This window comes from uncultured Granulicatella sp. (genome assembly GCF_963515095.1).
Classification (GTDB): Bacteria; Bacillota; Bacilli; order Lactobacillales; family Aerococcaceae; genus Granulicatella.
Genome location: NZ_CAUPXD010000004.1, coordinates 49,687 through 67,210 on the forward strand (window position 1 = coordinate 49,687; position 17,524 = coordinate 67,210).

Consider the following 17,524-nt stretch of genomic DNA (forward strand, 5'->3'; position numbering starts at 1 on the left):
GACTCACCCTTTCAGTCTTGTTTGCCATTGGTCGATGAATTGCAACGCTTGAAGTGGCGTTAAATTCATCACTCGAACAGATTTTATCTCCTCTAATACTTCTTGATCGAGATTACTTGTAAATAAATCCAATTGTTCTGATTCAACACGTGGAACTTCAACAGTAGCACTACTTTCTACAATTTCCACTTCAGCCTTTTCCACTGGAGCGTCTTCTTGAAGACTTACATTCGCTTGCGAATTAGTTTCTAAAATTGTTAAAATATTTTCCGCATGACTTAATAATGATGACGGTAATCCAGCTAATTTAGCAACATGAATTCCGTAACTCTTATCTGCTGGCCCTTCCATAATTTTATGAAGGAAGACCACTTCGCCATCTTTTTCAATCGCACCAACATGGACATTTTTTAAATCCTCATACGTATCACTTAAAGCTGTTAATTCATGATAATGAGTTGAAAAAAGGACTTTCGCAGTTAAATGTTCATGAATATATCCAATAATGGCATGCGCAAGAGCCATTCCGTCATACGTAGCTGTTCCTCTTCCGATTTCATCAAATAATAATAAACTTGTTGGATCAGCTTGTCGTAATGCTGTATTGGTTTCCATCATTTCTACCATGAAGGTACTTTGACCAGAAATTAAATCATCTGCTGCTCCAATTCGTGTAAAGATTTTTGTAAAAATTGGAATTTTTGCACTTGTCGCTGGAACAAAGCAACCAATTTGAGATAGAATCACACAAAGCGCCAACTGTCTCATATACGTTGATTTACCAGACATATTTGGTCCTGTAATTAATAAAATATGGTCTTCTGGCGTCATTTGAATCGAATTAGGAACATAGCTAGAACGTCCCATCACTTTTTCAACAACTGGGTGACGACCATCGATAATTTCTAACGAACGATCCATTAATGAAATCGTAGGTCTTGTTAATTGATACGCTTCACTGACGGTGCTAAACGACTGCAACACATCAATCGTTGCTACTGCTTTTGCTAATTCTTGTAATTGCTCCGTATAAGTTTTCACTTCTTCACGAACAGCCACAAATAATTCATATTCTAGTAAACTTGATTTCTCTTCAGCTTCTAAAATCAACGCTTCTTTTTCTTTTAATTCAGGTGTAATAAAACGTTCTGCATTACTTAATGTTTGTTTTCGTTCATAACGACTATCATCTAATTGAGAAAGATTCGCTTTTGTTACTTCAATATAATAACCAAACACTTTATTATAACTAATTTTTAAGGACTTAATTCCTGTAGCTTCTCGCTCTGTTTGTTGTAATTGAGCAATCCATTCTTTCCCATGTGCCATTGTTTCACGGTAAAGGTCTAGTTTTTCATGATAGCCTTTTTTAATAATATTTCCATCTGATAAAGATACCGGAGCATCTTCATCAATGGCTCTTTCAATGCATTCATATAATTCTGGAATCGCATGTAATTGTTGTTTTAACTTTTGCCACTTCGGATGATTCAAACTATCTGCAATCGCTCTAAAAACAGGAACTTTCGCTAATGTTTGTTTTAATTGTAATAAATCTCTCGCGTTAGCAGTTCCAAATGAAACTTTCCCAACTATTCGCTCTAAATCATATACACCTTTTAACGCTTCAATAAAATCTATCCGTTCAAAATAATGTTGCGTCAAACTTTCGACTAAATCATGTCGTTCTTCAATATCAGTTTGAAGAACTAATGGTTTTTCAATCCATTGCTTTAATAAACGAGCACCCATCGCTGTTTGAGTTTCATCTAAGAACCAATAAAGTGAACCTTGTTTTTGCTGCGTACGAATCGTACTCGTTAACTCTAAGTTTCTTTTCGCTTCATAGTTCATGAATAAGTAAAAATCTCGTTCGTAATACCTCGCCTTTTGAAGGTGAGTAAAACTTTTCTTTTGAGTTTTCGCTAAATAAGATAATAAGCCTTCCAGCACTTCATAAACATCTTCCTGTTCGATATCTTCTAGTAACGCATCAAAACTTCCTCTTTGAATATCTTCAGTTGCTAAGGTAGATGGTAAAATATCAAAATACAAGCACATTTCTTCTAATGCTTCTGAAGAAAAATCTCCAACTTTCACTAATTCTCTCGTTTTTAAACTCGAACATTCACTACGAACTTCTTCCATTGATTGGACACAAGTCCCTTTTAATTCGCCTGTCGCAACATCGACATAGCCTAAAGCATAAGAATCTTGTGCTAATGGTTTTATCGCTACTAAATAGTTATTGGCATGCTGTTGAGAGTACTCCGTATACGTTCCCGGTGTTAAGACTTGAACAACATCTCTTTTGACCATTCCTTTAGTAAATTTAGGGTCTTCTAATTGCTCACAAATCGCAACTTTTTTCCCATATTCAATTAATGTTCGAATATATTCTTTTGCAGAATGATGAGGTACTCCACACATTGGAATTGGATCTTCTGCATTTTTATTTCTACATGTTAATGTAATTTCTAATAGACGAGCAGCTTCTAGCGCATCATCATAAAATAATTCATAAAAATCTCCCAAACGATAAAACAATAAACAATCCGGATATTGTTCCTTAATCGAAAAATATTGTTCCATCATGGGTGTTCTCTTCGTTTTTTGAGGCATTCGTAAAATTTTCTCCTTTATCTATTCCATAAATGGTTGATCTGGTGAAATTTTAATGGGTAAAATTTTCTTCACTTTTCCAGTTGTATCATCGCATTCAATAAAACAAGCGGATAATTGAATCTCATCAGGATCAGATACTTCGAATCGTGTTGGTAATTGGTTTAAAAATTTACCAATAATCGCTTCTCTTTCCATTCCTAAAATTCCATTATAAGGACCTGTCATCCCTACATCACACATCACAGCCGTTCCTTGAGGTAAAATACGGGCATCATTCGTTTGTACATGCGTATGCGTTCCAATCACGGCGGTTACTTTTCCATCTAAAAACCAACCCATTGCTTGCTTTTCACTTGTCACTTCTGCATGGAAATCTACAAAAATAATCGGTGTTCTCTTACGAGCTGTTTCAATGAGTGACTGAATGACTTGGAATGGATCATCTAATGTATTCATAAAGACACGACCTTGCAAGTTAATCACACAAACTTCCACTTCATTACACTTAACAAATACCATCCCTTGCCCTGGAACTCCTGCTGGATAATTCGCTGGACGAACCATTTTCTTTGCATCATCAATAAATTCAAATATATCACGATTATCAAATGCATGATTTCCTAATGTCACAACATCTGCACCAGCCTGTAATAATTGCTTATAAATTTTCTCAGTAATGCCCTTTCCATTCGCAGCATTTTCTCCATTGACAATCGTTACTTGAGGTTTATATTTTTTCTTTAATTTTGGTAAATAATCTTCAATAGCTTGACGGCCTGGAGCTCCAACAACGTCTCCAACAAATAATAACTTCATGTGACTCCTCTTTCTATTTCATCTTCTATTAGTGTAACAACAAATGTTTTGAAATGATAGTGTTTTGCTGAAAGAAATTCGAATAGAATGCAAAAAAACTCTTAAAGTCTTCGAATAGACCATAAGAGTTTTCAATAACTAATTATACAAATACTACTTGAATTAAAATCATATAAATCATCGTTGGAACAAAAATACTTAATAAGGTATTTTGCTTCCACCAATGTAACACTACTACACAAGCAATACTAATGAGTTCTGCTGCCCCAAATGGCGCTTGTGTCCATGCTACATCTTTGACACAGTAAATAACTAATGTCGTCATAATTGCTTTAGGGAGTACTTGTGCAATAAATTGGAGACGAGGAGGTAATACATCATGATGACGGAACATCACATAGGGGAATAATCTCAATCCGAATGTTACAATCGTTGCAACCATCATACTTAAAAAAATCATCATTGGTGTCATTTTGATACTTCCTCCTTCAATTTGTTTTTCATATTTCTTTCAAAAATGATCATTAATAAAATAACGGTACAAGCTAGGCTTGGTAATAAGAAGTATTTTGGTCCGACTGTAATTAACCAGAATAAAGCACTACTTCCACCAATTAAAAACGGATAGTAACGATCACTTTGCATGATTTGATTCACAACAATTAATACGAATAATGCCGTCATTGAAAAATCAATGCCTTTTGCAGAAAATGGAATAAAGTTTCCAGCTATAACACCAACCATCGTCCCGAATACCCAGTACACATGATTTAAAAATGCAAGATAGACGTGAACAATATCAGAATAAGTTCCCTCTTCTTCTTGTTTCATACCAACCATTACAGAGAATGTTTCATCTGATAATGCAAAAATTAAATAGAAAGCCTTCCAACCTAATCGCTTGAATAATTCGATAAAACTAATGCCATAAAACATCATACGAGCATTAATAAGTAAAGTCATAATAGCAATCATCCCAAGTCCTAAACCGGCATTCATAAAGCTGACAATGGCAAATTGCATTGATCCAGCATACATAAAAATACTAGAAAAAATTGCCCACCAACCTGAGTAACCATCTTGAACCATTAAAATGGCAAAAGCAATTCCTAAAAATAAATAACCAAAGAAAATGGGCAATGATAATTTAAATGCTTGTTTCCACTCTTTCATTCCTTAACTCCTTTTCATTCATATACAAATGACAGTGTACCTAATCTTCTACAAGCTTGCAACTAATACGTAATAAAATACAAGAAGAAAAATTTTTTTGTATGTGAGGCCGCCAGCAGCCCTTGCAGGTCTCATGGCTAAAATTCGAGCCTTACTCTCGAATTTTATCTGTAAAAAATCCAGCAAACTAGATTTTTTACTTTCACTACAAATAATTTTTCTTCTTGTATTTTATACTTTTAAACGTGTTTTGACAGATATATTGAGTCCAAAAAATACTTTTTACAGCGTCTCTTTAATTTATTTATATTGTATTGTTTTTAATAAATTATATCAATACGTTTACAAGTTATATTTTTCATATGTCAAACTCACGTGATACTGTCCTCAAATAATGATCTATTAATCTCATAAAAATATTTTAAGTTGTAATGTGATTTTCCACACATTCTGCTGTTATTTCCATTTCGTTTATGATACACTCTCTGCGTAGAAAGTTTTAAAGCGGTGGCAATCTCTATAAAGGTAGGTGATGCTTATGAGCATCTATTCAAAATCTATCGAAAGGAGGTTGTATTTTGTCAGTCTATGAAACTTTGACATTAGTGTGTTCTTTTGCATCTTTATTAGTTGCATTATTAGCACTCATTGTTAAACTTATAGAATTACTAACAAAAAAATAACACCGCTCATAACTTTGCCTGATTGAGTGATGTTATTTCATCCTAATTAGCCACCGTCTTTTTAACGGTCTACATTAGAGTCGAGTTCCAGCTCGGCTCTTTTTGCATCTTTATTATACCAAAAACAAAATTAATTGCAAACCTCGACAAATCCAAGTTCTCTCCAAATGTCAAACACAAGTGATAATGTCTCAATGAGACACAAATAGAAAAGTACGCATTTTCCGACTCGAAAATAAAACTCCTAAAACATCATTACATCAAGGTTTAAGGGGATTTTGATTTCTGTAAAGTATTAAACACCAATTTTTCTATAAGAAAAAAATTAATACGTAATAAAAGCAAGTACTACTGTAGATGCATGTATTTCTCACTATTTTAATAACCATTCAATAATATCAATTGATTCAATTTCATCATATTCATCATCAATTGCTTTATCTAAAGTTATCACTATTTTTTTATGATTATTTTGTAATGGTTTTAATTCTCTCTTACAGATTCATTTTTCATACTTTCAGTTACTTGAATATACATTTTTTCATTTGCATTTTGTAGCAATAAAATCAACTTCTAAATTATTAATTTTTCCAATTGATACATCAAAACCTCGTCTTAGCAATTCAAAGTAAACTATATTTTCTAACGCATGTCTTCTATCTCTAAAACCAAGTAAATAGTTTCTTAATCCAATATCTACAACATAATACTTACCAAGTGTTTTTAGGTATTCTTTTCCCTTTATATCGAATCGCTTAACATCATACAACATATAAGATTCTTTTAATACTCCTACATAAGATGCGATAGTTTTTGTTGCTGGTTCACCTTGCTTTTCACGTACTAGTTTTATCTTTATCAAGTTTAGGGAATGGATTCTCAAAACTTTTATTCGCTCTATTTTACTCCCTCAACTAAAAAGGCTCATCGATAAATTTTTACAAACCATTGCAAACAAAAAGCTTGCATACGATATATTGTAAACAAGCTTTTTACCAATACAGATATTTTTTCTGTTATACTTCATTAATTCTTAAACAATTCCTCTAAATTCCGTGTTGCGGATTCAATCTCATACCCTGCTTCATCCATTTTGCTTTGTGCTTTCTCTGTATCTAATTCTCGACTATTTTGAACCGATACAATCTTATCCGCCTAGTTTTCTTGTTCGAACATCATACATCGTTCGTTCATCCTACGATAAGTACGCAGTTAATTCCGATTCTGATATATTTAATCTCTTAGCTCCATTTTCGATTGTAAGAATTCCATCTTTAATTAATCCGACAATGGTTGTGATAGCACCTTCCGCTCTGCCTTTTTCTATTCCTTCTTCGATTCCTTCCATTCTTGCTAATTGTTTTTCTTCTGCCACATACTCTAAATGCGCATAGTAACCATCCAGTTTTCTTGTTCGATCATCATACATCGTTTATTCCTCCTACGATAAGTACGCAGTCAATTCTGATTCAGATATATTTAATCTCTTAGCTCCATTTTCGATTGTAAGAATTCCATCTTTAATTAATCCGACAATGGTTGTGATAGCACCTTCCGCTCTGCCTTTTTCTATTCCTTCTTCGATTCCTTCCATTCTTGCTAATTGTTTTTCTTCTGCCACATACTCTAAATGCGCATAGTAACCATCCAGTTTTCTTGTTCGATCATCATACATCGTTCGTTCCTCCTCCGTCCAGCCAGTTCGATTCATAATCATATCTGCTGTTTCTAAAATTGTCTCAGGATTTTGTGTATAAGGTTTGTTCCCAAAAAACTCAATCCATCGAACTTTTTTATATTGTTTTATTTTAGTTGGATCATATTTATCTAATTCTAAAAATGCCATACGCATTAAGTTACGCTTTTCTTTGATTCCTTTAAAATATACTTTTAATTCTTCGTAGGATTCATCATCTCTTAAGCTAAATGAGTGATACATACGATCATCTTCAAAATATCTCTCCTGCGTAATTGCGATAGCGTATACTGGAATCATTTCTTTTGCGAGATGATAGGTTTGCGTGCCATCCATTTTATGCATATTCATATTTTTAGAAATCTGTTCACATAAATATAAACACAAACGCTTAATAAAGTCAATCTGTAAGGCTACTTGTATTTCTATAATAATTTGTGTGTGATCATCCAGCTCTGCCAACACGTCAATATGGGTTGAATACGGAAATTCATCCAAATAAAATTCATGTATTTGAGTACTTTCTAAAATTTTTACACTTTCAACTGGCAAGTCAAATATGTCTCGTATAAACTGCGAAGTAACTGATGTATTGCTAAAAATCTTCTTTGCCATTAAGTCCATCATTGGTCTTGCCCCTTCAATTCGTTCTTTCATATTCTTTCGTCCTCTCTCTATTTTTTGAAAGCATCTTCCAGTGAATGTTCACTAGAAATGACATTTCACTTATATATACGCAAAAAAGGACAAAAAATATTTTTTAAATCATATTTTTTTGTAAATACAAAAATACCGACTCAATCAACTGAGAGTATTTCTCGTTCATTAAGTCGGTATTCATTCATTATTGGATTAGTTCAATGACAAATAAGTTGCCACAACATTTTCAACTGTGAACCCATAATCTTTCATCACAGTATTTCCATTACCAGATGCACCGAATTTATCAATCGTTACTAATTCTCCATCGAATCCTACATAACGATGCCATCCTAAGCTTGCTCCCATTTCAATGGCAACACGCTTTCGAACTGAACTTGGCAATACTGCTTCTTGATATGCTTTTGATTGTTCTTCAAATCGATTCATCGCTGGCATTGAAACTACTGAAACATCATGTCCTGTTTCTCGTAAAACTTTTTGAGCTTCTACTGCTAAATTCACTTCAGAACCAGTTGCAATCAGAATTCCTTCTGGAACTTCTCCTTCTTGTGGACTCACAACATAAGCTCCTTTATCCACTCCATCGAAAGCTAATTCCAATGAATGTTCTAATACTGGAAGATTTTGTCTTGATAAGACTAATAAGGATGGTCTAGTAGTATCTTCTAAAGCTGTTTTCCATGCTGCAGCTACTTCATTTCCATCTGCTGGTCTAAAGACATTTGTATTTGGAGTAGCACGGAATGCTGCTAATTGTTCAATTGGTTCATGAGTTGGGCCATCTTCCCCAACAGCAATAGAATCATGCGTATAAACATAAATGGTTGGTAATTTAGATAATGCTGCTACCCTCATAGCTGGTTTAACATAGTCTGCAAATACAAAGAATGTACCAATATATCCTCTTGTACCACCATGTAATAAAATACCATTTAGTGCTGCACCCATTGAAAATTCACGTACCCCAAACCAAATATTACGTCCTGCATAATTACTAGCTTCAAAATCAGTATCTGCCTTATTCATTGTGTTGTTTGAAGAAGATAAATCAGCTGATCCTCCCCAGAATGATGGAATATGTTTTCCTAATTCTTGAATCACTTCTTGGCTTGTCACACGTGAAGCTTTTGCTGGGCTACCAAATTCATATTTTGGTAAGATTTCTTTCCAATCTACTTCAACTTTTCCAGAAAAAGCTTCTTCGAATTGTTTGGCTAATTCAGGATATTCTTTACGATATGCTTCAAATAATTCTTGCCATTCTTGGTAATCATTTTCTCCTGTTTGAACTAATAATTTTTCAAAACGATGAGCTACTTCTTCTGGAACTTCAAATGTAGCGTACTCCCAGCCATAATTTTGCTTCATGATTTTAATGCCCTCTTCACCTAAAGGAGTACCATGAATTTTATTTGTTCCTTGATTTGGAGCACCGTATCCAATAATCGTTTTTACTTCGATTAATGTTGGTTTTTCAGTTTCACCTTGCGCTTCTTCAATCGCTTCTGCAATTTCATCTAAGTCATTACCATCTTCAACTCGAATATAATTCCATCCTTGAGCGATGAATCGATCCTTCACGCTTTCATTAAATGATTTTGTTAATTCGCCATCTAATGTAATATCGTTTGAATCGTATAATACAATTAATTTATTTAATTTTAAAGTACCAGCTAGTGAACTTGCTTCATAAGAAATTCCTTCCATTAAATCGCCATCCCCGCACATCACATAAGTATGGTGATCTACAATAGGAAATCCTGGACGATTATAAGTTGCAGCTAGATGCGCTTCAGCCATTGCCATCCCTACACCATTGGCAAATCCTTGTCCTAGAGGTCCAGTTGTTGCCTCTACTCCATCAGTGTGACCAACTTCAGGATGCCCTGGAGTTTTACTATTAAATTGACGGAAATTTTTTACATCTTCAATTGAAACTTGATAACCAGATAAATGTAATAATGAATATAAGAGCGCTGAACCATGTCCACCTGATAAAACAAAGCGATCACGATCGACCCATTTAGATTGTTTTGGATTTACTTTTAAATATTTTGACCACAATACATAAGCCATTGGAGCAGCACCAATTGGCAAACCTGGGTGTCCAGAATTTGCGGCTTGAATGGCATCCACACTCATTGTACGAATCGTATCTACTGCTAACTGATCTACTTTATCAAACATATTAACACTCCTATTCAAATGATGATTTTATTTATTTCCTATTTTGATGAATAAATTATTCTTCGTTACGATTATGTAATCCTTTTTCTCTTTGAATTTGTTTCAATTTTTCAGGAGTTACATCATTACCGTCTTCATCGACAACTTTTAATCCTTCAATATGATTTCTCATTCCTCCACGGAACACTTCTAAATATTCTTGACGTAATAACAATTGTTCTTCTTGCTCTACAGGTGTTAATCCAACTGTTTTTTTCTTACGAGCTAATTCATTGATTCTTTCAATTTTTTTAGGATCTAACATTTCAGACTTCCTTTCTAAAATTCTGTAATTACTCTTTTATCATACCATTATTTGTATAAAAAGAAAACATTCCAACATACGAACATTTGTTTGATTTAGTAATCAATTTGTGCTATGATTACGTAAAAGAAATAGAGAAGGTGATACAATGTCAAATGGAAAAGATTCAAAACAAATCGATGTTTTACGTTTTATTTATGAAGAAGTTAAAGAACATGGTTATCCACCAACTGTTCGAGAAATTTGTAATGCTGTTGGACTTTCTTCAACCTCGACTGTACATGGACACCTTTCTCGTTTAGAAAAAAATGGATATATTCAACGAGATCCTAGTAAACCTAGAGCGATTGAATTAACACACTTTGGACTAAAAACTATTGGCGCTAGAGCTACTGCTATCCCTATGTTGGGAACCGTTACTGCAGGTGCTCCTATTTTAGCATTTGAAGAGGCAAATGGATTCTTCCCTATCCCACCAGACTTGCAACAAGATGCAGAAGATTTATTCATGTTAACCATTAAAGGAGACAGTATGATTAACGCAGGAATTTTTGATGGCGATTCTGTCATCGTACGAAAACAATCCACTGCTTCTAATGGTGAAATTGTGATTGCAATGACTGAAGAGGACACTGCTACTTGTAAGAGATTTTACAGAGAATCTGACCATATTCGCTTAGAGCCAGAAAATGATCAACTCGATCCGATTATCTTACCGAATGTAACCATCTTAGGAAAAGTAGTCAGCCTCTATCGTAATCGAATTTTTTAATGATTTATCAATGATAAACTCTTTGTTTTTAAAACGAAGAGTTTTTTATTTTGTTTTTAAAAAAACTTTCCATACCAGTAAAAAAATAGAAAAGCTAATTACTGGAATCCTAATATCACTATACAAGGAAAGTCTATTCTCTAACGTACTCTCATAGATATTCTTTAAAATGCAAAAGACTTTCCATAGCAGTATGAGACAGCAAAGCTGGCTACTGGCGTCCTAAAACTACTATACCAGGAAAGTATAATTACATTAAAACGTACTCTAATCAATATACGTTTTAAAAAAGTACCTTTCTTAGTAAAAGATGTTAATAAACTGTCCATGCTTCTAGTATCCTAACACTGCTATACATTTTTACGTACTATCATCAATATTCATTAAATGATAAGAGACTTTCCATAGTAGTATGGGCAATAGAATCTGTCACAACAGATTCTATCGCAGGAAAAGTTGAGACCTTAGGCTCAACTTTTAGCTATGAGACAGCAACGCTGGCTGCTAGCGTCCTAATACTGCTATACAAGGAAAGTCTAATTACATAAAACTTTCTCCCGTAACCATCCGTCCAAATAGAAAAGACTTTTCATAATAGCACAAGTACTAGAAGCTGTTGGCTTCTAGTACAGGAAAATTTGAGACCTTAGGCTCAAATTTTAGCCATGAGACCGTAGGTCTGCTGGCGTCCTTCGCTATTATAGAAAAGTCTATTTCAAATATTAAAATGTTTTTTGAACTTTCAACATATTTGTTGAACCTGTTTCTCCAACTTTAAGACCTGCAGTAAGAATTAATAATTCTCCTTTTTCAGCAAATCCTTTTTCTAATACGATATCGTTCGCAAGATTGAACATTTCATCAGTTGAAGCTGGTCTATCAATTACAAAAGGTTGAACACCCCATACTAATGCTAAAGCACGTTGTTGACGTTCAGTGTATGTCACAGCCATAATATTTGCACTTGGACGATATTTAGAAATCATTTTCGGAGTATGACCAGATTGAGTTGCAGCTACAATTGTTTTGATATCTAAGTTTTTAGCTGTATGAGCTACTGAACGAGCAATTGCTTCAGCTACGTCTGATGTATCATAAGTTTTTAATTTAAATTTATCTTGTCCACGTAACTCACGTTCAGTACGTACACAAATACTTGCCATTGTTTTAACAGCTTCTACTGGGTAGTCCCCTGCTGCAGATTCACCAGATAACATTACAGCATCTGTACCATCGAAGATAGCGTTCGCTACGTCCCCTGCTTCCGCACGAGTTGGACGTGGGTTACGTTGCATTGAATCTAACATTTGTGTAGCTGTAATTACTGGTTTACCACAAGCATTACATTTCTTAATTAAAGCTTTTTGAACGATTGGAACTTCCTCTGCAGGAATTTCAACACCCATGTCTCCACGAGCAACCATTAATCCATCAGATAAAGCTAAGATTTCGTCAATGTTATCAATACCTTCTTGGTTTTCAATTTTTGGAATAATTTGAATATGAGTTGCATTGTATTCTTCTAATAAATCTCTGATTTCTTGAACGTCAGATGCACGACGAACGAAACTTGCTGCGATATAGTCAATATCATTTTCAATACCGAAGATAATATCTGCTCTATCTTTTTCAGTGATTCCTGGTAATTTAGTGCTTACGCCTGGAACGTTAACACCTTTTTTGTTTTTAACAACACCGCTGTTATTTACTACTGTTACGATTTCTCCATTAGCATGGTCAATTTCAGTAACTGTTAAACCTACTAAACCATCATCGATTAAGATAGTAGATCCAACTTGAACATCGTTAATTAATTCTGGATAAGTAATAGAAATTTTTTCTTTAGTTCCTAAAACTTGTGTCATTGAAATACGTAAAACATCGCCAGTGAAGAATTCTAAAGCTCCACCTTCCATATCATGTGTACGAATTTCTGGTCCTTTTGTATCTAATAAGATAGCAATCATTTTACCAGTTTCTTGACGTACTTTTTTGATATTGTTAATACGTGCTAAATGTTCTTCATGGTCACCATGAGAGAAGTTTAAACGTGATACGTTCATTCCTGCTTCTACTAATGCTGTTAATTTTTCAATTGATTCACTTGCTGGTCCAATTGTACATACAATTTTAGTTTTTTTCATAAAAATTACTCCTTATTAAAATGAAATTTCTTTATTTAATTGATATAATTCTAAGTTTGGTACATGTTTCCCATTTGCTAATGTTTCTACGATGTCACTATAAACAACTTCTTCGCCACGAACACCAACGCAAACTCCACCAACGCCTTCTTTTAATAGGTCGATAGCTTTTGCACCTAAACGACTTGCTAATACACGGTCACGAGCAGTTGGTGAACCACCACGTTGAACGTGTCCTAATACTGTTACACGAGTATGGAAGTCATCATCGTATTCCCATAATTTCTTAGCAAATTCCTCACCACTCATTACTCCTTCAGCTAAAAGAATAATTGTGTGTTTTTTACCATTTAAACGACCACGTTTTAATTCTTTTGCAACTTCAGCAATGTCAAATTCTTGCTCAGGAATTAAAATTTGCTCTGCTCCACTACCGATACCAGTCCATAGAGCAATATCCCCTGCATTACGTCCCATTACTTCAACAATAAATGTACGAACGTGACTTGTTGCAGTATCTCTTAAACGGTCTACTGAATCTAATACTGTATTAATAGCAGTATCAAAACCAATTGTATAATCTGTACCTGGAATATCATTATCGATTGTTCCTGGAACTCCAATTGTTGGGAAACCTAATTTTGTTAAAGCTACAGCACCTTGGTAACTTCCATCTCCACCGATAACAACTAAACCTTCGATACCGAATTTTTTCAATTGTTCGATCCCTTTTTCTTGGCCTTCGCGGTGTGCAAATTCAGGATAACGTGCAGAATATAAGAAAGTACCTCCACGGCCAATCATATCTCCTACATCAGAAGCTTCCATTTTACGGATATCTCCTGCAACTAATCCTGCAAATCCATAGTTAATTCCATAGACTTCAAATCCTTCATAAATTCCTTTACGAACGATGGCACGAACTGCAGCATTCATACCTGGTGCATCTCCACCACTTGTTAAAACAGCAATACGTTTCAAGCTATTCACCTCTTAAAGTTAATTTTGGAACTCTTTTCCAATTTCTTTTCCTATTTTACCACTTTTCTACAAAAATGTCTTTTCTTTTCATTACTGAAAAGGTTTTTATTTTATAATTTTTACATTTTCTTCTCCGACAATGTTAGAAAAGGCTTTTAATGTCTCAGCATCGACAACTATTCCAGAGTTAAAATTCATTTTTAGAACCTGATCTTTACTTTCGATGTATAAAAGAACGGTTGTGTCTCCCGGATTATTAATAATGACATTTCTAATTTGATCGAACACTTCTTTAGTTTGTAACTTCTCAGTGATTTTAATGTAACATTTAATCGAAGTTGCCTGTGCTAATCCTTCAATTTCAAACAAGCTTAATACTTGTTGAACTTGTACTTGCCATTTAGACTGTATATTCTTTCTTGATTTTCCTTTTAGTAAAACTAATTGATTTTCTTCTAATAATGAAAATACCAATGGATAAACTTCTGAAAATACAACAAATTCCATTTCACCCGTTTCATCTTGAATCGTCCCAAATGCCATTGGTTCACCTTTTTTAGTGCGAGTTTTTCGAATATTTTTTAGAATTCCTAAAACTGATACTTGTTTTGATTCATAAATCGATGAAATTCGATTCGCTTTTTGCTCTTTATACAATATTTCATACGGTTCTGTTGGAAATGCTGATACGGGAAATCCTAATACAGCAATTTCTCGTTCAATTCGCTCAATAATATTGCCATCTTCTTCTTCGAAATATTTTGGATACATTTCTTCATTCAATTCTAAAGAAAGATTACTTCCATGGAACTTGACGCTTTCAATAACGGCATCAATCGTAGCTCGTAATGTAGCACGATTTTTTCCTAATTCATCAAAAGCTCCAGCATCAATTAATGCTTCCAACACTTCTTTTTTACAAAATCTTTTACCAATTCTAAATGCAAAATCCATAAAGTCAATAAATGGACCATTTTGTTTACGTTGAGTAAGAATTTCTTGAATAAAATCTCTTCTTAGTCCTTTAATGGCATTTAATCCAATAAAAATCCCATCTATTGTTGCAGTATATTCTTCTAAACTTGTATTAATCGATGGATTTTTAATCGAAATTCCTCTTTGTTTGGCTTCTATAAAGTAGGTTTGTAATTTAGGAGAACGATCTCCAACAAATCTTAAAATCGCCGTATAAAAAGCACGTGGATAATGTGTCTTAAAATAAGCTAATTGATAAGCTAATAACGAATACGCAAATGCGTGCGAACGGTTGAAACCGTAATTAGCAAATCTCTCAATATATTGATAAACTTTTGTTGCACTAGCTACATCAATGCCTTTTTCAATTGCTCCTTCGATAAAATGAGCTTTTTCTTCTTCTATCACCTTACCGTCTTTTTTCCCAATAGCTCGTCTTAAAATATCAGCTTGTCCTAATGTAAATCCAGCCATTTGAGAAGTCACCTGCATAACCTGTTCTTGATATACCATGACTCCATAAGTAGATTGAAGAATCGACTCTAATATAGGATGTGGGTATTTCACTACTTCTTGTCCATGCTTACGTTTAATAAAAGTATCAATTTGTTCCATAGGACCAGGTCGGTATAAAGCATTTACCGCAGCAATATCTTCAAGATTCGTTGGTCGTAATTTTTTTAATACTCTACGGATGCCATCCGACTCAAATTGGAATATTCCATTTGTGTCAGCCATCTGGAATAATTCGAGAGTCTTCTTATCATCTAATGGAATTTCATTTAAACTAATATCTTGTTGATAAATTGATTTTGTTAATTCAATTGAATCATGTAAAATCGATAAATTTGTTAACCCTAAAAAGTCCATTTTTAATAAACCAATTTGTTCGACATATTTCATTGTATATTGCGTAATTGGCATTTGTTGGTCTTTATAGATTAAAGGAATGACATCCGTTAACGGTTTATCATATAGCACTACACCAGCAGCATGAGTTGATAGATGTCGAGGCAATCCTTCAATTCGACACGCTGTCTCAAATATCAATTGATTCTTTGGACTTCTCGAAACTAATGTTTGTAAACTTTTTGACTGTTCATAAGCTGTTTTCAGATTAATTCCTAGTTGATTTGGAATAGCTTTAGACCATTCTCCTGCTTGCACTGTTGTTAGCCCTAACACACGACATACATCTCTCAATGCTTGCTTACTTCCAAATGTTCCAAAAGTTGCAATTTGAGCGACATGATTTTCTCCATATTTTCTTCGAACATAGTCTAATATACCTTCTCTTCGATTATCTGGAAAATCTAAATCGATATCAGGCATTGTATATCGTTCCGGATTTAAGAATCGTTCAAATAATAATTGATATTTAATTGGATCTACCTTAGTAATATTCAGTAAATAAGATACTAATGAACCCGCCGCCGAACCACGTCCAGGGCCTGTTTGAATGCATTCTTCATGAGCGTACTTCATAATATCCCATACAATTAAGAAATAATCGTCAAATCCCATTTGATGAATAATGGACAATTCATAATTGAGTCGAGATTGATACTCGCCCTTTATTAATTCTTTGTCTTTTAAAGATTGCTGACAAATTTCTTGTAAATACTCCTGACTCGTTTTCCCTTCAGGAGTTTTAAATTTTGGAAGTAAAAGTTCATGTTTCGGGAGTTCCCATTTTAAGGAATCAACAAATTCTTGTAGTTGACGGACTAACTTTCCTTCTAACACAGTCGACCAATGTTGTGTTAATGTCTTCTCATCTTGTAAATAGTATTGTCCACTCACTTCAGCTTGAGTTGTGCTAAGCGTCTCGCCATCTCCAATAGCTTTTAATACTCGATAACTAAAATCATCCTCAGCTTTTAAATAGAAAGTTTTAACAAAAGGTAGCAGTTTCATGGAGAAATCTTGTCCCCATTCTTCCAATTGTTCTAATGAAAATGGTAAAGCTTGGTTTGATTCAATTCCTAGATGAACATTTGGAAAATAACGTTCTTCAGCCTCAAACAACCATCGTTGAAAAGCTACTTCTCCATTCGAACATTCCAATGCCCATTCACTATTCTCTTGTGGAAATACTATTTGTAAATGATTGGAAGCATCTTTGATTCTTTGTTCCATATTTTTAGAAACAACTTTGGACATTTGATATTGAGTCGATAATTCGATTAACGTTTGATATCCAATTTCATCTTTTGCATAAACAACCATTTGGGATAACACTTCTGCATTTCTCCATTGCTTATACTGGAAGACACAACCAATAATTGGTTCAATATTTTGATTACGACATAAATTATAAAATTCTATTGCCCCATGTAAGACACCATCATCGGTTAAGGATAATTTTTGATAACCTAAAGATTTTGCAGTCATTACATATTTATATAAATCAATCGTGCTTTTCAATAAGCTATAGCCACTAGTAACTTGTAAAATCGTAAATGTCATAATGATTCCTTTCTATCATTTCTTCTCATTTATTAT

Annotated in this window: 13 protein-coding genes and 1 pseudogene; 2 read left to right on the forward strand and 12 right to left on the reverse strand. The window is 34.0% G+C overall.

Annotated elements, in window-relative coordinates; all coding sequences use genetic code 11:
* Positions 1-3: 3 nt before the first annotated feature.
* The 4 genes from mutS to RWL86_RS02025 form a co-directional block, all read right to left on the reverse strand.
* On the reverse strand, positions 4-2,622 hold the full coding sequence (gene mutS / locus RWL86_RS02010) for a DNA mismatch repair protein MutS (RefSeq protein WP_314076933.1): 2,619 nt from the start codon (positions 2,620-2,622) through the stop codon (positions 4-6).
* A 21-nt stretch (positions 2,623-2,643) separates the two neighbouring features.
* On the reverse strand, positions 2,644-3,441 hold the full coding sequence (locus tag RWL86_RS02015) for a TIGR00282 family metallophosphoesterase (protein ID WP_314076934.1): 798 nt from the start codon (positions 3,439-3,441) through the stop codon (positions 2,644-2,646).
* Positions 3,442-3,583: 142 nt separating this feature from the next.
* Positions 3,584-3,913, reverse strand: a complete 330-nt coding sequence (locus RWL86_RS02020) for an AzlD domain-containing protein (RefSeq protein ID WP_314076935.1) — start codon at positions 3,911-3,913, stop codon at positions 3,584-3,586.
* Positions 3,910-4,614 carry an AzlC family ABC transporter permease gene (locus RWL86_RS02025; RefSeq protein WP_314076936.1) on the reverse strand — a complete coding sequence of 235 codons (705 nt, stop codon included), beginning with the start codon at positions 4,612-4,614 and terminating at the stop codon, positions 3,910-3,912. Before RWL86_RS02025 ends, RWL86_RS02020 begins: the two co-directional genes overlap by 4 nt.
* 578 nt (positions 4,615-5,192) lie before the next feature.
* Here RWL86_RS02025 and RWL86_RS02030 point away from each other — a divergent pair.
* Entirely contained in the window at positions 5,193-5,297 is a 105-nt protein-coding gene (locus RWL86_RS02030; protein ID WP_314076937.1) for a putative holin-like toxin, read from the forward strand.
* Positions 5,298-5,838: 541 nt separating this feature from the next.
* On the opposite strand, the gene RWL86_RS02035 is transcribed toward RWL86_RS02030, so the two are convergent.
* The 5 genes from RWL86_RS02035 to RWL86_RS02055 all read right to left on the reverse strand — a co-directional run bounded on the left by RWL86_RS02035 (position 5,839) and on the right by RWL86_RS02055 (position 10,147).
* Positions 5,839-6,159, reverse strand: coding sequence for a DUF4143 domain-containing protein (locus RWL86_RS02035; RefSeq protein WP_314076938.1), 321 nt, complete (start codon positions 6,157-6,159; stop codon positions 5,839-5,841).
* A gap of 333 nt (positions 6,160-6,492) precedes the next feature.
* The gene (locus RWL86_RS02040) at positions 6,493-6,726 is read right to left on the reverse strand and encodes a hypothetical protein (RefSeq protein WP_314076939.1); all 234 of its coding nucleotides are present in this window, start codon (positions 6,724-6,726) and stop codon (positions 6,493-6,495) included.
* Between the two features lie 12 nt (positions 6,727-6,738).
* The gene (locus RWL86_RS02045) at positions 6,739-7,650 is read right to left on the reverse strand and encodes an Rpn family recombination-promoting nuclease/putative transposase (RefSeq protein ID WP_314076940.1); all 912 of its coding nucleotides are present in this window, start codon (positions 7,648-7,650) and stop codon (positions 6,739-6,741) included.
* A gap of 195 nt (positions 7,651-7,845) precedes the next feature.
* The gene (gene tkt, locus RWL86_RS02050; protein ID WP_314076941.1) at positions 7,846-9,843 is read right to left on the reverse strand and encodes a transketolase; all 1,998 of its coding nucleotides are present in this window, start codon (positions 9,841-9,843) and stop codon (positions 7,846-7,848) included.
* A gap of 55 nt (positions 9,844-9,898) precedes the next feature.
* Positions 9,899-10,147 carry a DUF896 family protein gene (locus tag RWL86_RS02055; RefSeq protein WP_314076942.1) on the reverse strand — a complete coding sequence of 83 codons (249 nt, stop codon included), beginning with the start codon at positions 10,145-10,147 and terminating at the stop codon, positions 9,899-9,901.
* Positions 10,148-10,295: 148 nt separating this feature from the next.
* On the opposite strand from RWL86_RS02055, the gene lexA reads away from it, so the two are divergent.
* The gene (gene lexA / locus RWL86_RS02060; RefSeq protein ID WP_314076943.1) at positions 10,296-10,919 is read left to right on the forward strand and encodes a transcriptional repressor LexA; all 624 of its coding nucleotides are present in this window, start codon (positions 10,296-10,298) and stop codon (positions 10,917-10,919) included.
* Positions 10,920-11,653: 734 nt separating this feature from the next.
* On the opposite strand, the pseudogene pyk reads toward lexA, so the two are convergent.
* The 3 genes and pseudogenes from pyk to RWL86_RS02075 form a co-directional block, all read right to left on the reverse strand.
* A pseudogene (pyk, locus tag RWL86_RS02065) lies at positions 11,654-13,063 on the reverse strand (pyruvate kinase); the annotation flags it as partial.
* A gap of 15 nt (positions 13,064-13,078) precedes the next feature.
* On the reverse strand, positions 13,079-14,044 hold the full coding sequence (gene pfkA, locus RWL86_RS02070; RefSeq protein ID WP_314076944.1) for a 6-phosphofructokinase: 966 nt from the start codon (positions 14,042-14,044) through the stop codon (positions 13,079-13,081).
* Between the two features lie 105 nt (positions 14,045-14,149).
* Complete coding sequence (locus RWL86_RS02075) at positions 14,150-17,488, reverse strand: DNA polymerase III subunit alpha (RefSeq protein ID WP_314076945.1); 3,339 nt, start codon at positions 17,486-17,488, stop codon at positions 14,150-14,152.
* Positions 17,489-17,524: the final 36 nt, after the last annotated feature.